Annotated in this window: 16 protein-coding genes and 2 pseudogenes; 15 read left to right on the top strand and 3 right to left on the bottom strand. The window is 61.5% G+C overall.

The window, feature by feature from the left end:
- Positions 1–6: 6 nt before the first annotated feature.
- Positions 7–621 (bottom strand): LemA family protein, encoded by a 615-nt coding sequence (locus tag OKW27_RS38120; protein WP_429336487.1) that lies wholly within the window; start codon positions 619–621, stop codon positions 7–9.
- A gap of 275 nt (positions 622–896) precedes the next feature.
- Here OKW27_RS38120 and OKW27_RS38115 point away from each other — a divergent pair, with 275 nt between their 5' ends.
- The 7 genes and pseudogenes from OKW27_RS38115 to OKW27_RS38085 all read left to right on the top strand — a co-directional run bounded on the left by OKW27_RS38115 (position 897) and on the right by OKW27_RS38085 (position 5,517).
- Positions 897–1,157 (top strand): hypothetical protein, encoded by a 261-nt coding sequence (locus tag OKW27_RS38115; protein ID WP_429336653.1) that lies wholly within the window; start codon positions 897–899, stop codon positions 1,155–1,157.
- Positions 1,154–1,606, top strand: coding sequence for a hypothetical protein (locus tag OKW27_RS38110; protein ID WP_429336486.1), 453 nt, complete (start codon positions 1,154–1,156; stop codon positions 1,604–1,606). The genes OKW27_RS38115 and OKW27_RS38110 overlap by 4 nt, the downstream gene beginning before the upstream one ends.
- Positions 1,607–1,823: 217 nt before the next feature.
- Positions 1,824–2,063 (top strand): hypothetical protein, encoded by a 240-nt coding sequence (locus OKW27_RS38105; RefSeq protein WP_429336485.1) that lies wholly within the window; start codon positions 1,824–1,826, stop codon positions 2,061–2,063.
- 178 nt (positions 2,064–2,241) lie between these two features.
- Entirely contained in the window at positions 2,242–2,556 is a 315-nt protein-coding gene (locus OKW27_RS38100) for a hypothetical protein (protein WP_090804894.1), read from the top strand.
- A gap of 262 nt (positions 2,557–2,818) precedes the next feature.
- The gene (locus tag OKW27_RS38095; protein ID WP_429336484.1) at positions 2,819–3,889 is read left to right on the top strand and encodes a DNA-binding protein; all 1,071 of its coding nucleotides are present in this window, start codon (positions 2,819–2,821) and stop codon (positions 3,887–3,889) included.
- Positions 3,890–4,030: 141 nt separating this feature from the next.
- A pseudogene (locus tag OKW27_RS38090) lies at positions 4,031–4,384 on the top strand (FMN-dependent NADH-azoreductase); the annotation flags it as partial.
- A 482-nt stretch (positions 4,385–4,866) separates the two neighbouring features.
- On the top strand, positions 4,867–5,517 hold the full coding sequence (locus OKW27_RS38085) for a BON domain-containing protein (protein ID WP_429336483.1): 651 nt from the start codon (positions 4,867–4,869) through the stop codon (positions 5,515–5,517).
- Between the two features lie 577 nt (positions 5,518–6,094).
- Here the strand turns inward: OKW27_RS38085 and OKW27_RS38080 are convergent.
- Positions 6,095–6,313: a hypothetical protein gene (locus OKW27_RS38080; RefSeq protein WP_429336482.1), complete on the bottom strand. Its 219-nt coding sequence runs from the start codon at positions 6,311–6,313 to the stop codon at positions 6,095–6,097.
- A 135-nt stretch (positions 6,314–6,448) separates the two neighbouring features.
- Here OKW27_RS38080 and OKW27_RS38075 point away from each other — a divergent pair, with 135 nt between their 5' ends.
- From OKW27_RS38075 to OKW27_RS38045, 7 genes and pseudogenes are all read left to right on the top strand, one after another.
- On the top strand, positions 6,449–7,981 hold the full coding sequence (locus OKW27_RS38075) for a phytoene desaturase family protein (protein WP_429336481.1): 1,533 nt from the start codon (positions 6,449–6,451) through the stop codon (positions 7,979–7,981).
- Positions 7,982–8,542: 561 nt separating this feature from the next.
- Positions 8,543–9,678 (top strand): IS3 family transposase gene (locus OKW27_RS38070; RefSeq protein ID WP_429333642.1). Its coding sequence is split into 2 segments (ribosomal slippage): positions 8,543–8,807 and positions 8,807–9,678, totalling 1,137 coding nucleotides; the frame shifts between segments, so codons are not numbered across the junction.
- A 250-nt stretch (positions 9,679–9,928) separates the two neighbouring features.
- Positions 9,929–11,224, top strand: a complete 1,296-nt coding sequence (locus OKW27_RS38065) for a hypothetical protein (RefSeq protein ID WP_429336480.1) — start codon at positions 9,929–9,931, stop codon at positions 11,222–11,224.
- Positions 11,225–11,343: 119 nt separating this feature from the next.
- A complete protein-coding gene (locus OKW27_RS38060) occupies positions 11,344–12,720 on the top strand; it encodes an IS4 family transposase (RefSeq protein ID WP_429333435.1) in 1,377 nt (458 codons plus the stop codon).
- A 478-nt stretch (positions 12,721–13,198) separates the two neighbouring features.
- Positions 13,199–13,681 carry a hypothetical protein gene (locus tag OKW27_RS38055; RefSeq protein ID WP_429336479.1) on the top strand — a complete coding sequence of 161 codons (483 nt, stop codon included), beginning with the start codon at positions 13,199–13,201 and terminating at the stop codon, positions 13,679–13,681.
- 353 nt (positions 13,682–14,034) lie between these two features.
- Positions 14,035–14,700: a hypothetical protein gene (locus OKW27_RS38050; protein ID WP_429336478.1), complete on the top strand. Its 666-nt coding sequence runs from the start codon at positions 14,035–14,037 to the stop codon at positions 14,698–14,700.
- A 146-nt stretch (positions 14,701–14,846) separates the two neighbouring features.
- Positions 14,847–15,080 (top strand): annotated as a pseudogene (locus tag OKW27_RS38045) (cupin domain-containing protein); the annotation flags it as partial.
- Positions 15,081–15,135: 55 nt separating this feature from the next.
- On the opposite strand, the gene OKW27_RS38040 reads toward OKW27_RS38045, so the two are convergent.
- Complete coding sequence (locus tag OKW27_RS38040; RefSeq protein WP_429336477.1) at positions 15,136–15,543, bottom strand: hypothetical protein; 408 nt, start codon at positions 15,541–15,543, stop codon at positions 15,136–15,138.
- A 296-nt stretch (positions 15,544–15,839) separates the two neighbouring features.
- Here OKW27_RS38040 and OKW27_RS38035 point away from each other — a divergent pair, with 296 nt between their 5' ends.
- On the top strand, positions 15,840–17,192 hold the full coding sequence (locus tag OKW27_RS38035) for an MFS transporter (protein ID WP_429336476.1): 1,353 nt from the start codon (positions 15,840–15,842) through the stop codon (positions 17,190–17,192).
- Positions 17,193–17,227 lie beyond the last annotated feature (35 nt).

The following is a 17,227-nucleotide window of genomic DNA, read 5'->3' as shown; positions in this document are numbered from 1 at the left end:
AGCGCGCTAAACCCGCAGCGAGCCGCGCAACGCGCCGAAGTCGGTGCGTGGTTGACGGTGGACAGGCGTTGGGTCCGGCATCGTGAAAGTCGGCTTGTCGCGCTGCGGATGCATGACATCCGCAAGGTGCAAAGGCAAGCCGTGACGCGCCGCGTCGTAGCGCCGTGCCGCTTCGTCGTAGCGCTCGCGCGCGAAGGCGATCTGGCCGGCCGACGAGGCGAGCCGCGACTGCAGCGCGTGAAACGGCGGGCTCGCGCTCAGACGGTGGACACCCTCGCAGGCGATCAGCAGTTGCGAAATCGCGTCGGTCAGATCGCGTTGCGCGACATCGAAGTGTTCAAAAGAAGCCGGCGAATCGAGCAGCGCGGGCGACGCCTGCAGATCCGCGACGGCCGCGCGTGACCTTGCCACTTTCGCGAGCACCGGCGCATCGGGCGGCAGATACCCGCGCGCGAGCGTGAGGAGCGCCTGCGCTGTCAGGTCGAGGCGTGCGTCGTACAGGTCCAGCACGTCGGCGAACGCCGCGGCGAGTTCGTGATCGGCAGCCGGCGCCGGATCGGTCCCGCATCCGGACATGCAAAGCAGCGCAAACAGAATCGAAACGATCAGAGCCGCTCTCATGTCGTCCTCGCTGCGGGGTGATTACGTGGCCGTGGCCGTGTGCATCGCCAGCGTAAGCGCGTCGCGCAGGTTCGGCTTGATCGTCGTCAATAAAGCGCGGTTCGGCATCGCGACGCGGGTCTCGGCGCGTGTCCCCGGCCGGTGTCGCTTGCGAGGTTTGATCAGGATCAGATTTCATCCGCGGCGTACCGCTATCGTGGGGATTCCAGAACCGATCGTGGAGTGCGCGACGCGGGCGCCGTGGGCGGACGCGACGCAAGCAGATTGGAGCCGCGATGAGCAGCAAACTCAGTGAGATCGAGAGCCGCATTGCCTCGGCGAGACAGCTCGACACGGTGATCGGCGCGATGCGCGGCATCGCCGCCGCGCGCGTCGGGGCGATGCTGGCGGCGAGCCGTCATGTGAAGGACCGGCTGCAGGAACTCACGCGCGACTACCGGATCGTCCGGCAGGACGAGATCACCGCCGAAATCGCCGAACTGGCCGCGACGGGCGCCTGCGTGCCGCCGGCTACGTCGGCACGGGGGCAGTCGTGAAGCGCGCCGCGTGCTGGCTCTGTGTGTCGATGCTCGGTCCGGTGCTGATCGCCGGCTGCGCGAGCGCGGCGCGCGAAGCGGCCTTCCGTCGCGAGGAGGTCGCGCTGTTCGAGGCGCGCCAGCAGGCCGCCGTGCATTGCGAAGCCCAGGACGATTGCAAGGCGGCGTGGGCGCGCGCACGCGCGTTCGTCGCCACGCATTCGGCGAGCCGGATCGTTCGCGCTGACGACACACAGATCGAAACCGCGCGACCGCATTCGTTCGGCTTCGTGTATCTCGCGGCGCTGAAGGAGCACACCGACGAAGGTAACACGCAGATCCAGCTGAAAGCGATGTGCCGCGGTATGTACGACACCGACGGCAAAGCGAGCCTGCTGTATTCGACCTGCGCGGATGCGATCGTCGCGGTCGAAGGCGAGTTTCGCGCATGGATGCGCTCGGCGAGATGACGCAGGCCGCCGGTGCACGCGAGCATATCAGTCCGCGCCAAGGTGACGCTGTCGTCCGATCGTTCATCGAGGGTCAGCCGATTCCTACGATCGGTCTCGACGGACTACCCGCGTTTCCGCCGTCGCTGATTTAGATAACGCGGTCCGTTGCCAATAATAGATTCGAAGGCACGCCGCATTGCACGGCGTCAAGCTCGGCGAGACTGAGGAGTAGGCAATGAACGACACTGTCATTCCGTTGCGGGCACTGGTCGAGAAATGGCTTGCGCCAACCCGCGCGACACCCGCGCATGTCGTGCGCACCGGCCGCATGGCGATCACGCGGGCGCGTTATGTCCGGCTCGAAGGCGCGATTTCTTCAAGACCCCTGACGATCGTTTTTTTCCGGAACGGCACCGGTTCGTGGGATGTGTTCCCGCCCGATGAACAGGTACCTGCGATGAGCGCGCGGTTTTAAGCGCCGATAGGTATTCGGTAACGCGCGCGGACCAATGACCGCTTGCACCGCTCTTCATCGCGCTTGACTCAGGTCAATGACCACGTTTTGCGTCGTAACACTATAAGCCAGTGGTATCTGGCGCTGACCACGGACGGTTCGCAGAGCGTCCGGACCATATACGAGAGGGGAGCGGAGGATGGGCATCGGCATGCAGATTGTCTATCTTGGCTTCCCAGGCGCGGCGCAGCTTGAAGCGGAGGCAGGTGCGCAACTGGTGCGTCTCGCGCGGTTCGAAGCGCTCTTGTCGAACTGCCATCTGGCGATCGAGGCATTACGCCCGGACCGCAGCAGCCTGCTTTACGACGTGCGACTCGATCTGATCACGCCCGCGCACGAATTCAAGCCGATCGCTCATTGCGCAGGCGACAACGCCGAGGCGGCGATTCGTGGCGCGTTCGATCTCGCGGAACAAGAACTCGAAACGATCGCAGCGCGAGCGCGCACGCACTGACCGACGGCGGCCCGACACACGCTGGCGCGCGTTAGCCTGCGTTGCAGCATTGTGCGGCTTCCCGTTCCATGCAAGCGCGAAATGCAGTTTCCCGCGCTCTGATCGATATTCGCTGCCGACCCGTCGATTGAATAATCCGGACGCCAATCATGAACGCGACATTATAGTACTAATGTCGTGTTGTGGATTGAATTGTGTAGTATATGGTGCGTTTTACGTTGTATTATCAACACATCCATATTTCCCCAAAGCCGCTTCCACCATGACCCTCGAAGCCGACATCGAAGTCGCCCGTCAAAACGCGTCCGACACGCAGACGCTTTATCGCGAGGTCTGCGCGTTGCTGTTTTTCCGTTACGGCGAAACGCCGACCGCGAACCGCCTGTACCAGCTGGTGCGCAAAGGCAGCATGAGCGCGCCGGCCAAAGCGTTGCGCGATTTCTGGACCGACGTGCGCGACAAGACGCGTGTGGACGTCGGCCGTCCGGACTTGCCGCCCGAGGTCGCAGCGGCTGCCGGCGAATTGGCGGCCCAGCTGTGGCGTCTGTCGAGCGACGCCGCGAACGCCGCGCTCGACGTGTTCAGGCACGACGCGGACGCGCAAATCGCCGCCGCGCAAGAACAGGCCAAACAACAGGACAAGCAGCGTCAAGACGCCGTCGACAAAGCCGAACAGGCGGCCAACGATGTCGCGACCCTGCGCGCGCGGATTGCCGGACTCGACGCGCGCATCGTCGAGCTGCAGACGGCCAACGACATGCTGACGGCGCAACTGGCGACATCGAAGGAAGAAATCGCGGCAGGAGCCGCCGCGCTCGCCGATGCCCGCCGCGATTTCGCCGACGAACTCGCGAAGCTGCGCCGCTCGCACGAGCAGAACGAGCAGCGGCTCGCCGCGGCGGAAAAGCGCGCCTTGCTCGAAATCGACGGTGAACGAGCGGTGGCGCAACGTCTGCGTAAGGAGCTCCAGGCGAGTCACGAGCGGGCGGCGACGCTCGAAGCCGAATCGCGGGCCGAGCGCGACGCGATTCGGGACGAGTTGGCCGCATCAAAGGCAGAACTGGCTGCCTCCGCTGCGCGGCATGCCGCGACCCGCGGGCAGCTTGCGGAAAAGGATGCGTTGCTGGCTGAACGGGTGGCGGCGACCGACCTGTTGCGCGAGCGTATCGGCACGCTCTCGCGTCAGATCGAGACGGCGCGAACAGAAAAAACGTCCGCGCGCCCTGCCCGCCGCGCCCGCGAAACATCACCCGTGCAGGGCCGCGCGACGGTGGGCTTCTCGGGCGCACCGTTCGTCAAACGTTCGACCAACGCCAAACCACGCGAAGACTGAGGACTGCCGCCGCCCCGGCGGCATGTCACCACGCGAGTCGCGATAAGTGGTTACCTTGAATTCGACAAAACCGGTTATTCCACCAAGCCAGTCGACCCTCTAACCTGATCTCACGTCAAACCCACCGCAAGGATGGACCACATGAAGATCATGCACGTCGAGGCCAGCGCGAAACGCGAGCGATCCAATTCCCGCGCGCTCGCCCGCTATTTTCTCGAGCGTCTGCGCGAAGCACGCGTCGACTTCGACGTCGATTATCTGGACTTGACAGTCGACACGCCACCGCACGTCACCGAAGCGTTCGCGATCGCCACGTACACGCCGGCGCACGAGCGCACGGCGGCGATGCGGGCGACGCTGGCGTCATCGGATGCCCTGTGCGCGCGCCTTCTCGCCGCCGACGCGCTGGTGTTCGCCATGCCGATGTACAACTGGTCGATGCCGTCTGCGTTCAAGGCGTTCATCGATAGCATCACGCGGACCGGCGTGACCTATCTGTAGCGGCCCGATAACATCCGACGCAGGAACCGACTACATCGGGTTTGCGGGACCACATTCGCTGAGAAGATCGGCACGCGTGGGACCACATTACATGGAGAATGGGCCCACTTTATGTGATAACAGCCCGATAACATCGGTCAGGAACCACATTAAGTGAGAATGCCCAAGCGGCTCAGCCAAGGTGCGTGTCAACGTCAGCTAACGTTAAGGGTTATTCGATGCCTGCCGTTGGCCACAGGAACGCGACGTACCTCGGCGCGCGCCGGCAGGCGTCGAATAACCCTTAACGATCACCGTCATAGCGGGCGCGCGCCGGGGCCGGGCCACGCCCGCGCACACTGAAGCTCTGGGTTGATCGATATCAACATAGTCAGAACGCTTCGGACGATGCTAGAAGTTGCGCGTCACGCCACGTGCGGGATGCGTCGCCGTACCGGCGTCCTTCGGCGCCGTCGACGATTGTGCAGGAGACCGGGATGAAGTCAGACCAAGCGCTAAAACAAGACGTTGAGCAGGAATTGCTCTGGGACCCGGCAATCGACGCCAGGCAGATCAGGGTAACGGTTCATGATCGCATCGTTACACTCGTGGGGGCAGTGTCGAGTTACGCGCAGAAACTCGCGGCACAGAAGGCGGCGCAACGTGTGACCGGCTGCCGCGCGCTCGTGATGGAATTGAATGTCCCGGAATCGTCGCCTGCGTCGCACAGCGATGAGGATCTCGCCACCGCGATCTTATCGGCGCTCAAGTGGCAGGAGGACTTCCCCAAGGACGCCATTCAGGTCGAAGTCGAACGCGGTTGCGTGACCCTTGCCGGCGAAGTCGACTGGGGCTATCAGCGTCATGCCGCTGAAATGCTGGTGAGCCGCATGCGTGGAGTAATGGGTGTGTCGAACCAGATCACCGTCCGGGCCGATGAAGTCGCCGCCGACGTTGGTGCCCAGATTTCTGCAGCACTTGCGCGACGTGCAAAGCGAGAGTTCGCCGGCATCGCAATCGACGTGCACGACGGGGTCGTCACGCTGACCGGTACTGTCAGTTCGCTGGCAGAAAAGCGCGCTGCGTGCGGGGCTGCGTGGTCAGCGAAAGGAGTACAGCGCGTCGTGGATAAGTTGAGCGTGGTGTGAAGCGCGGACCTAGGGCGCAATCGTGCACCTCGCTTCGACTCAAGTGTTCGACAGGCACTCGACGTTCCAAGGACGGCCTCCTACGCTGCGGAAGGTCTTCACTTCGGTGCCACAGCAGCCATTCGACTTCCGCTGGAACTTGTCGACAGCGAACGGGGCTTTCGAGAAATTCGAATGCTCCTTGCCGACCCGTTGCTGACCGTCGGCCCCACCGAGACATATATGGCGGCTCTCAAGCGATACTGTTGAAAAAGTGGCTGACCGTCTCTCTCGGGAGGTTTTCATGGGTCTTCTTACCCTTGACCGACGCTCGCGAGCGGTTCGTGGGCCGATCTGAGAGGTCGATTTTTTAGCTTGCCAATTGCAAAAGCCATGTAGCGACTTTTTCAACAGTATCGAAGCAGAACTGCCGCCTGAATGTCATGGCGACGCAACGAACGGAGGTCGCCTTCTGACCGCCCGCTGCCTGTCGGCGATCCGCAGCCACGCGACCCGCAGCTGACGGTCGGGTCGGCGCGCCATCAACGGCCGCTTGCGGGGGCGGATTCAACCGGGGTCGCGCCGATGAGCGCCACCATCAGGACAGCAGGTGATGAGCCGCCGCCACCATGCCGATGGCGACCAGATGCATGAGCCGGAGGAGCGGCTCATGCACCCACTGCCAGCCCAGCGCCACGCGCACCCAGATCGCGACGAGCCCACCGACGATGAAGAGCGCAATCAGCGTGCGCAACACAAGCACTGCATCGGCCGGCCAGATCGTGGTGTAGTTCGCTCCGCGCTTGATACAGATCAACAGTAGTACCGCACCGCGCAACACATTAGTTGATGTGTGTGGCGCGCGTCCATCCAACGTCCCACACGCTCCCATACGGCCGTACGCGTCGTAATACGCGCCATACGATCCCCTCATCCCGCTGGAGTCGCAGCCATGAACCCCATTCCCCGAAAGGTCGTCATCATCGGCGCCGGCATTGCTGGCCTGTGCGCCGCGGTTCATGCGCGCAAGTGCGGATACGCCGTCACCGTGCTCGAGCAGCACGAACGTCCCGGCGGACTCGCCACCAGCTGGCAGCGTGGCACCTATACGTTCGAAGCTTGTCTGCACTGGCTGCTCGGGTCGAATTTGCACGACCCCACGCACGCGTTATGGCGCGAAGTGTTCGATATCGACCGCCTGCATTTCGTCTACCCGGAAGAATGGATGCGTGTAGAAAGCGAAGACGGAAATAGTCTGTCCATCTACTCGAATCTCGAGCGCCTCGAAGCGGAGCTGCTGCAGCACGCACCGCAGGACGAAGCACAGATCCGCCAGTTCATGCATGCCGTCCGCAGCCTGAGCCACTGCCCGCTTCCGTCGTTGAGCAGCGCCTGGCAGGACCGCCTCACGACGGGGCTGCAATTGCTTCGCCACATGCCTCTTCTTCAAAACCTCTCGCACATTACTTCCGAAGACTATGGCAAGCGGTTCAACGACTCGTTGCTGCGAGGCTTCTTCGGCGAAGGAGAAAACGCGCAGCTCGCGGTCGTTGCGCTAGTTTTCGCGCTCGCATGGGTCAGCAACCGCAACGCCGGCTATCCAATAGGCGGCTCGCACGCGGTGATCGGTCCGATCGCGCAGAACCTGCAGCAGCTCGGTGGTGTGTTGCGCACGGGCTCGAGCGTCGAGCAGATTCTCGTGGAAGACGACACTGCAGTGGGTGTGCAACTGGACGACGGCGAGCGCATCGACGCCGACTGGGTCGTCTCCGCCGCCGACGGGCACACGACCGTGTACAACATGCTCGACGGGCGGTATGTCGGCCAGCGCATGGCGCACGTCTATCGCACGTACAAGCCCTTCCCTTCGTTCCTGCAGGTGAGCCTCGGCGTGGCGCGCGATCTTTCGCAGCAATGCGGATATGTGATGCGACTGCTCGACAAGCCGTTCACATTAGACCCGCAAACAGTGCTACATCAGATCGCCTTCCGGCTGTTCCACTACGATCCAACGTTCGCGCCTGCAGGCAAGACCGCCGTGACGTGCACACTGCCCACGCGCAACGTGGGGTACTGGTCGCGGTTGAGCGAGCACGACCCGCAAGGATATGAAGCGGAAAAGCAGCGCGTGGCGAACACCGTGATCGCGATATTCGACAAGTCCACGCCCGGTGTGCGCGAAGCGATAGAAGTGGTCGACGTGTCGACGCCCGCCACCGTGGTCCGCTGCACGCGCAATTGGCAAGGCAGCATGGAAGGTTGGCTGCTCACGCCGCAGACGGGCGTAAGACCCTTGCCGCCAACGCTGCCCGGCCTGCGGCGGTTCCTCATGATCGGCCAGTGGGTCATGCCCGGCGGCGGCCTGCCGTCTGGCCTGATTACCGCGCGGCGCGCAGTGCGCCGCATGTGCCGGAAGGACGGCATAGCCTTCGTGCTTGATGAGCACGAGAAGTCGCCGAACGCAGCCGGCGGTTTTCCTGCCTGATGCAACCCATGCGCTGGCAACGCCGCATGGCCGCGAGGACGTCAAGCCATAAGAACGCAAGGACGTGACGCGACCGGCCGCACCCTCAATGGGCGGGGCATACGCAGCTTGCCCCCCGCAGGGCTGCGATCGGCAGCACGCGACCCGCAGCGGACCTTCGGCGTACCGTCTTCGAGTGTCTGATCTTGAAACGATTCCGGCCTGTGAGGATCCGCTGCTGCGGATGCCTTTATTTCCTGCGTATCGCGAAACTGATCGAGTGATCCCAAGCCACCACGGTGGTCCCGGACTGTCCGTCTATCGCACATCCACGTTCACCTGGGTTTTTGAGTGCTGTATTCCAGATGCCGACGCTGTCGGCCAGCCCCGCGCGGGCGTTGGGCGGACGACGCACCTACGTGCTTCCCCAACGCTTGATAAACTGCGTCATCGCAAAAAATTATATCTGGATCATATGCGCGGCACTGTTGACAGAGGTGGCGCCGAGAATTCGGACAGTTCGTTGAGTGGAAAAGCTGGGGCGTGAGTCGGTCATAATGGCCGGCGACAAGGAACCAGAAGATGACGAAACGAAACCGACGGACACACTCACCGGCGTTCAAGGCAAAGGTGGCACTCGCGGCGCTTAAGGGCGACAAGACGCTGGCAGAACTGGCCCAGCAGTTTGATGTCCATCCAAACCAGATCACGGACTGGAAGAAGCAACTGCAGGAGCGGGTTGCCGATGTGTTCGAAGCGGGCAACGCGGCGTCGGCGGCACCGCCCGTTGACGTGAAGGTGCTGCACGCGAAGATTGGGCAGTTGACGCTGGAGAACGATTTTTTAGAAAGCGCGCTCAGCAAGGCGGGACTGCTGGGCGTAAGGCGATGATCGATCGTGATCACGCCCTGCCGATGACACAGCAGGCCCGGCTGGTAGGCATCAGCCGGTCGAGCGTCTATTACCGATCGCGTGGCGTCAGCGAAGCGGATCTGAAATTGATGCGCCGGATTGACGAGCTTCACCTTGAGCATCCATTTGCAGGGGCGCGAATGCTGGCACGGCTGCTGCGTCGCGAAGGCATCAAGGTCGGACGCAGGCACGTCGGCACCCTGATGAAGCGCATGGGCATCGAGGCGTTGTATCGCAAGCCCAACACGAGCCGCAAGCATGCGGCCCACAGGATCTGGCCGTACCTGCTGCGCAACAGGAAGATCGATCGGGCCAATCAGGTCTGGGCACTCGATACGAGCTACATCCCGATGGCGCGCGGCTTCGTTTATCTGACAGCCGTAGTGGACTGGGCGAGCCGTCGGGTGCTGGCACACCGGGTGGCGATCACACTGGAGAGTTGCCATGCTGTCGAGGCGCTGGAGGAAGCGTTTGCGAAATACGGGCTGCCTGAGATCGTCAACACGGATCAAGGCAGCCAGTTCACCGCAACCGAATTCACCGACGCGGTACTCAGCCGGAACGTTCTTCTGTCCATGGATGGAAAGGGTGCCTGGCGTGACAATGTGTTCGTCGAACGGGTGTGGCGCAGCGTCAAATATGAAGAGGTTTATCTGAAAGCATATGACTCGGTCAGCCACGCCCGCCGCTCAATCGGCAATTACCTGAACTGGTATAACCAGAACCGGCCTCATTCGAAGCTCGCCGACCAGACACCGGATGAAGCATACTTCGCGACGCTGCCAGCGATAAAATCGGCAGCTTGACTGCCTCAGCGATTCCACTTAAAAACTCGCAGATCCTGTCTGAACGAACGAGGCCACCTCTGACATCAAGATTCGACCGACCAAGCTGGCCTTCCTAGTTGATCCCAATAGAGCTTCGCAGGTTCGTGAAGCTATCCGTCTTGCCAGTAGCCTGTGGGGAGGGGTCTACTTTCCAATCATCCCGCTCTTTAAGCGGATGCCCGCGAGCTGGCGTGAACGGCCCTTTTCGCCTCCTGCCTCAAGCGACGTGGTGCGCGGCTATATCGATGCCTTCGATCCCGACATCCTAGTGCAGTTTTCTGAAAGCCTTCCGTCTTATATCACCGATACACGCCTGGCGATTGTAAAGCCTCAAGAAATGTGGGAGAGAGCGCAGGCCCTAGGCGAACCCACCTACGGAATTGGCGCATTCACACTGCTCGATGCCATTTACGCAGAATGCTTCAAGTACAAGTCAAAATACCCCACAAAAGTCGTTGTGCCAGTTATTCCGAATAAGCTGGGACTGTTTTGGGCAGCCGTATATGGAGAGTACGACGACGACTTTCTTTCGGCGATAACGAGCCAATACGCAGAACCACTGGAGATCGAGAGACCACCTGTTACGGCAGAGTCCTTTCCGGCACTCACGGAACCAGACGTTCTTTTCCCAAGAAGAATTACGGCATGGGGCCTTCTCAATCAAGGCCGTTTGAACTATGGACGACACGCATGTATCTTTTTCATGGATGCGAGCAGTATCGAAGACGTCGTCGACTACTGGAATCTTCGCGCCACTGGTAGGAACGTACTTCCACTGCCGAAGCAGTTTATGCAGGACGAATCATTCAGGAGGGTGGTGGTCGAATTCCTCGTCCAGGAGCGACGGCAATGGCCACACGATCCTAAACACTTCGATGTCGCGTCATTCATTCGCAGTCGCCAATCCACCATGGATGAAATGGCGGCGTATGCGAAAGCGCTTGAATTTCCTAGGGCAGACTCAACCACCGCGAACGAATCGTACTGTTCGTTGCAGCACTGGTATCCACGGATATGGGACGAATGGGCCCGTAGCAAAGACGGCGGCGTGGTCGACATCTATGCAGAGGGCGAGTACTCAATCGACATTGCAAGCCCCTCCGACCTACAAATGCGAATCAAGCCATTGGTGCCAGAATTTGCACCGCGGGAATGGTTCCATAGCCAAGGGCTTTGTGCCAACGAATTCGACTTGCGACTGTTTGGCGCAGAAGAGCATCTCGCAGAGGTCTATCCAAAAATTAAGGGGGACCATCTGGCTAGCGCGATTTCCGGTATTGGTGGTCTTAGAGGTGAATGGCGCATTGGGCGACACGGATTGGTGAAACTCGTGCAACATTCGTTCATCGAGTCGCGCACTGTGCCCTCCTCGGAAACGATCTTCTTTGCTTGGTTAGAAGACCGAGGGTGGAAGGCCGAGCTGTCACCGCCCGGCATTCTGGCCAAGCAGATTTTCAAACGATTGGGTGGCAATCCCAGACTGCTTGCGAACAGAGCAGTCCTAGGACGAATGGCACTTACTTAAGCCTACATGGAGGAGAAGACGCGGGTAAGTGCTTGAAGAGAAAGGGAGGGGGCTGATCCAGGGATTGATACGATGGTTGTTACCAGGCAAACACCGTCTCATTCCAAAGATCAGCCCCCATGGATCGTAATGCACGAAGTCATCACAGGCAAACACGAAGCAGGGTTCAAAGCCGGGCGTGCAGGGCCCAGGCGGTAGACTACTTCAACATACTGACGAGCCCGGGGCTGTTGGGCATAACGGAAGCGTATTTGCCAGAACATCGGGAACGGCTGTATCCGCCGACGGTGACACTGTCGATGTTCATGCGCCAGGCGCTGGAAGAGGACGCCTCCTGTCAGAAGGCAGTCAACGGGTGGGCGGCGCAGCGAGCTGCCGACGGGCTGCGGCCCATGAGTGTGCGTACGGGAGGCTACTGCCGCGCTCGCCAGAGACTGCCGCTGACGATGGTGCGGGAGTTGGCGCGCGAGACGGGGCGCCAACTGCATGAGCAGGCCGAGGCTGCCTGGAAGTGGCGCGGGCGCCCGGTCAAGCTGGTTGACGGCACCGGGATCTCGATGCCCGATACGCCGTCGAACCAGGCCCGTTTCCCGCAGTCCAGTGCTCAGGCCGAAGGAGTGGGCTTTCCATTGGCCTATCTGGTTGCGGTGATCTGTCTGGCAAGCGGCGCAGTACTGGAGTCGGCGGTCGGAACTTACGCGGGCAAAGGCAGCGGGGAGCTGACGGCGTTTCGCATGCTGCAAGGCACGTTTCGCAAAGGTGACGTGATCGTCGCCGATGCCTTGTACTGCCACTACTTTCTGATGGCCTCAATGATCGCCGCCGGGGTGGACGTCGTGATGGAACAGCATGGGGCACGCCGCACCGACTTTCGGCGAGGCCGGTCCCTGGGCACGCGCGATCACATTGTGACGTGGCCCAAACCCCGGCAGCGTCCTGACTGGATGACGCATGAGCAGTACCAGGCCTTCCCCGATGAGCTGATGGTGCGCGAGTCCAGGCTGCATCACCGGGTGCTGGTCACCACGATGCTTGATGCACGCAAGACCAGCAAACAGGACCTCTCGCAGTTGTACGCCAGGCGCTGGAACGTGGAACTGGATCTACGTAACATCAAGACGACGATGGGCATGGATGTGCTGCATTGCCAGACTGCCCACATGAACGAAAAGGAGATCTGGGTCCATCTGCTGGCCTACAACGTGATTCGGCTGCTGATGGCTCAGGCCGCCAGTCACCATGCCACTGACCCGAGAACACTGAGTTTCAAACACACGGTGCAGTTATGGACTGAATGGCTGGCCAGAGGTCTGACGGCAACTCACAACCAGAGTCTCCTGTTCAACCTGATCACGCACTCTTGCGTTGGGAGTCGCCCCGGTCGCATCGAACCACGAATGCGCAAACGAAGACCGAAGTCCTACCCATGGCTGAAAGAGCCTCGTCACATCGCACGTGAGCGCGTCCAAAAATATGGGCACGCTCCACGGGCTTAAGTAAGTGCCATTCGTCCTAGGACTGCTCGAACACATGAATGGCGGTTCTGTGAGCAGGAACGGAACACCGATTGACGCGAGCCGGATAACAGCGGCGCGTGAGGTGTCTGTCGGCGAAGTCAAGAGCCGACTTAAGAGTCCCTTGTTGTACGACACGTTTCTCAGCAGAGGCGTCTTCAAGCTTGGGCTGCGAACGCAGTGTCCTACCTGCCAACGCAATACCTGGTTTGCTATGTCAGCACTAAGCGAGTCGCTAGAGTGCCCGAAGTGCCTGAGCTCCTTCCCAGCTGCCGGAAATGTCGACCAGTCATCAGGCGGATGGTACTACCGGACCGCCGGACCATTTAGCGTCCCAAATTACGCAGACGGTGCGCACGCCGTATTGCTGACCATTGACGCCCTCAGTGACCGTATGCATACAACATTACGGACGACATCCGTTCCTAGCTTCACGGCAACGTCACCCGGCAAGCGTGATATGGAAGCAGACTTTGCCATGTTCTGGAGAGACTCGCTCTACGGCGAGCAGAGCGAAGGCCTGCTGTTTGGCGAGTGCAAGACATACGGGCAATTCGAGGCAAAGGACATCGACAGAATGCGTGAGCTCGCCGACACTTTCCCGGGGGCTGTCCTCGTTTTCAGTACGTTGAGAGAAGCATTGACCGCGAAAGAGATCGCCTCAATTGGCAAGCTTGCGAAGCTTGGACGAAGGCACTGGAAAGCCGAGCGCTCTATCAACCCCGTTCTGATCCTCACCGGTACTGAGCTGTTGGGTTGGAATCGGCCCCCACACTGTTGGTCGGAAGCGCAGCGTGCAAGATTCCCAAACGTTCACGGATTACTCGCCCTCTGTGACGCGACTCAGCAGTTGTACCTGAACTTGCCGCCGCTGCATCAGGAATGGCAGAGGCGCTGGGACCAACGGCGGGCACGCCGGAAGGCACCTCGTGAGGTTGAGTAGATCCACCTCACCCAAGCACACCGTCGTGACTTTGCGTTCCGCGATGTCGCCACTCAACGTGCCGATAGCCAACGGCGGGAGAACGGGCGGGCCGCACGAGATGACGAATCCGCATGAAAGGTCGTTCGGCCAGCCGACATCAAAAGCGGCAGCGAATGACGGAAATGCGACGAGTTTCAGCCATATGTCGCGGTCGAGCGAATGTCGCTTCTTGGCCGAAACTTGCCTGATGCCGTTACCAGTTTTCCCATATAGCGGCGGTACCGCTGACAACAACTTCAGCCAAGGGCAGATCCGATCAGCCACTGCCGCGCAAGCTCTGTGCATAGAGACGGCCGCTCCAATGTTGGGAAATGGCCGCATCCTTCGAGCGGGGCGAAGCATGCATGCGGCATCAGCGCAGCGATGCGACGGCCAACATCGACCGGGACGAAACGGTCAGCATCTCCCCACAGGAGCAACGTTGGAATGTTGCTCGATGCAAGCACGGACCAGCGATCCGAACGCGTCAACGACGCGTCAGACTGACGTGCAAACAGGTCGGCCCCAGCGTCGTGCGCCATCTGCACGAACGCCGCCCGCGATGCGACATCCCCGGCGGGAATTGCGTTCTCGGCGAACTCCGCGATAACACGCTGATGCTCACGGGATCGAATTCTCCGGCTAGTGATGCGGACGGAATCCGGACTCGGGTGAATTCCCGGATGGCAGTTCATCAACCAGAGTGCGAACGCCTGACCACACCGCTGCAATTCGAGTTGTATTTGACAAGGGCGTTCGAGGAGGCGTTTCGAGTCGGGCAGAAAGCGGTCGATGCAGATACGGTTCGCGACATTCTGGCACCGGATCTGGACGGACTCGAAGCTCGTCTGACGCGCAACGGTTACAACGCGAAGGTGCTGATCGAGGTGTTGGGGGCCAAGCCCAAAGAGGTGCGTGCCTTTCTCGGCGGGCATCTGCCGCCCGAGAGGACCCAGGAGTTCCATGACCGCCTACTGGCCGCGGGCGTGCCGCTGTGACGTTCTCGCTTAATGTGGTTCCTGCCCGATGTAATCGGGCTGTTCCAACTAATGTGGGCCCGTTCTCACGTAATGTGGTCCCCGGTGCGCCGATATTCTCAGCTAATGTGGCCCCAAAACACCGATGTAATCGGTCCCGGCGATTTATGTTATCGGGCCGCTACACCTATGCCGCCGACACCGGCGAGGCGAGCGCAGCCCCTCACGAAACCATCACCCCCGCCTTCGCCGTACCGATCGCGAACGTGCCGGGCAAGACGATGACCGCGCTCGTCGTCGACTACGCGCCGGGCGGCAAATCGGCGCCGCATCGGCATGGTCAGGCGTTCGTGGTGGGCTATGTGCTGGCGGGCGCGATCCGCAGCCGTATCGATAACGGCGCCGAAAGTGATCGTCATGGGGCGGCGGCACCCGCCGCCCGCGCGCAACGCTGCGTCAGAACCGCGGATGACACTCGAAACTGACCGACGACCCGTGCTCGGTCATCGCGCTGACGCCGCTGACCGTCTCCGTCTTCACGCTGCTTTGCATACCGAGACGATCGCAGTAGTCGCGCGCCTCGTTCATCGCGAGTTCGTGCGCGCGCGCCCAGGCCATGCGTCCTCCGGTCGCGCTGGCGGCGACCGTGTAGCTGCCGGGCTTGCCGCTCGCGACCACATCCGTGCTCGACGCGCACCCGACGAGACTCGCGCACGCGAGCGCCACCGCCGCCACCCCGCGCATGCGCGTGGGCAGCGGCGCCCTCTTCTTTTCCGTGCTTTCCGCTCGCGCGACGGACGCGACTTCGCGTACCCGCACCGTTTTGCGCGCCTCAGCAAGCATGTCCGAACCCTGATTCGACATCGTGGATCACCTGCATTTTTAACTGATTAGTCAGGCAGCAATTATCCGGAATCGTTCGCCCAAGATCAGCCGATACAACCGAAAACACTGTTGCGCGAGTCCCAACAATGGACACGAGCGCCACGCCGCGACGGCGTCGGCAATGAGCGGACCACATGGTTCACAAAAGACCTTCCGGAATCCCTTTTGAGCGTCTAGTCTGTAACGATGCCTGTTCGACGGACCGGCATTTCGAACCGCAGACGGACCCCACCACATAGCGGCATACACCGGTCGCCGAACCGGAGGAGACATATATGGATCTCGAGGCACGTACCCTTCAGCGCGTCACGGTTCGGCTCGTGCCGTTCCTGATCCTGTGCTATTTCATCGCCTATCTCGATCGCGTCAACGTCGGCTTCGCGGCCTTGCAGATGAACAAGGCGCTCGATCTGTCCGCGAGCGCGTTCGGCTTCGGCGCGGGCGTGTTCTTTATCGCGTACTTCTTTTTCGAAGTGCCGTCGAACCTGCTGCTCGAACGATTCGGCGCGCGCCGCTGGATCGCGCGGATCATGTTTACGTGGGGTATTCTCGCGGGCGCGATGGCGTTCATCCCGGACATCGCGCGCTTCACCGGGCTCTCGCCCGCGCACGTGTTTTACGGCCTGCGCATTCTGCTTGGCGTCGCCGAGGCCGGCTTTTTCCCGGGCATCATCTTTCTGCTGACCTTGTGGTTTCCGGCCGCGTATCGCGGGCGCGTGGTCGGCTACTTCATGGCGGCGATTCCGCTGTCGACGGTGATCGGCGGCCCGATCTCCGGCGCGCTGCTGTCGCTCGACGGCCGCGGCGGACTCGGCGGCTGGCAGTGGCTGTATCTGATCGAGGCGGTGCCGGCGGTATTGCTGTCGGTCGCGGTGCTGTTGTATCTGACCGACAAGCCCGCCGACGCCACCTGGCTCAGCACCGAGGAGCGCGACTGGCTGATCGCGCGGCAGAAGCAGGAGCGCGAGCATCGCGAGGCGGTGCGCCACTTCAGCGTGAAGGAGGCGCTGATCAATCCGCGCGTGCTCGCCATCGCGCTGATCTATTTCGGGGCGAACGCGACCAACTACGGCCTGAGCTTCTTCCTGCCGCAGATCGTGAAGTCGTTCGGCCTCACTAATCTGCAGACGGGTTTCGTGACGTCGCTGCCGTACGTGGTCGGCCTCGTCAGCATGATTTTGTGGGGACGGCATTCGGATCGCCACCTCGAACGCCGCTGGCACGTCGCGATTGCGCTGTTCGTCGCGGCGGCCGGCATCGCAGCCGCGGCCGGCCTCGACAATCCGGTGCAGAAGATGATCGCGCTATCAATTGCCGGCTTCGGCATCTTCGGTTGCCTGCCGGTAATCTGGACCTTGCCGGCCGCGTTCCTGTCGGGCGCGGCGGCCGCGGGCGGCATCGCCGCGATCAACTCACTGGGCAACCTGGCGGGTTTCTTCGGGCCGTTCGCGATGGGCTGGATCAAGGACAGCACCGGCGGCTTCGGCGCCGGGCTGCTATGCCTGTCGGGCGCGGGACTCATCGGCATGGCGGCGGTGTTGCTGCTGCATCACGACACGTCGCTCGAGACGACGCAAGGCAATCCGCATGCGCGACCGCCGGGTGAAGCGGGGGTCGCGAGGTCTTAGCGCTAGTCCCACGCGCCGTTCAATACGCACCCGGG

Origin of the sequence: Paraburkholderia sp. 35.1 (genome assembly GCF_050436525.1) — a bacterium.
In the GTDB taxonomy this organism is placed as follows: domain Bacteria; phylum Pseudomonadota; class Gammaproteobacteria; order Burkholderiales; family Burkholderiaceae; genus Paraburkholderia; species Paraburkholderia tuberum.
The sequence above is the reverse complement of the archived record's forward strand: the minus strand, read 5'-3'. Positions and strand labels throughout refer to the sequence as shown.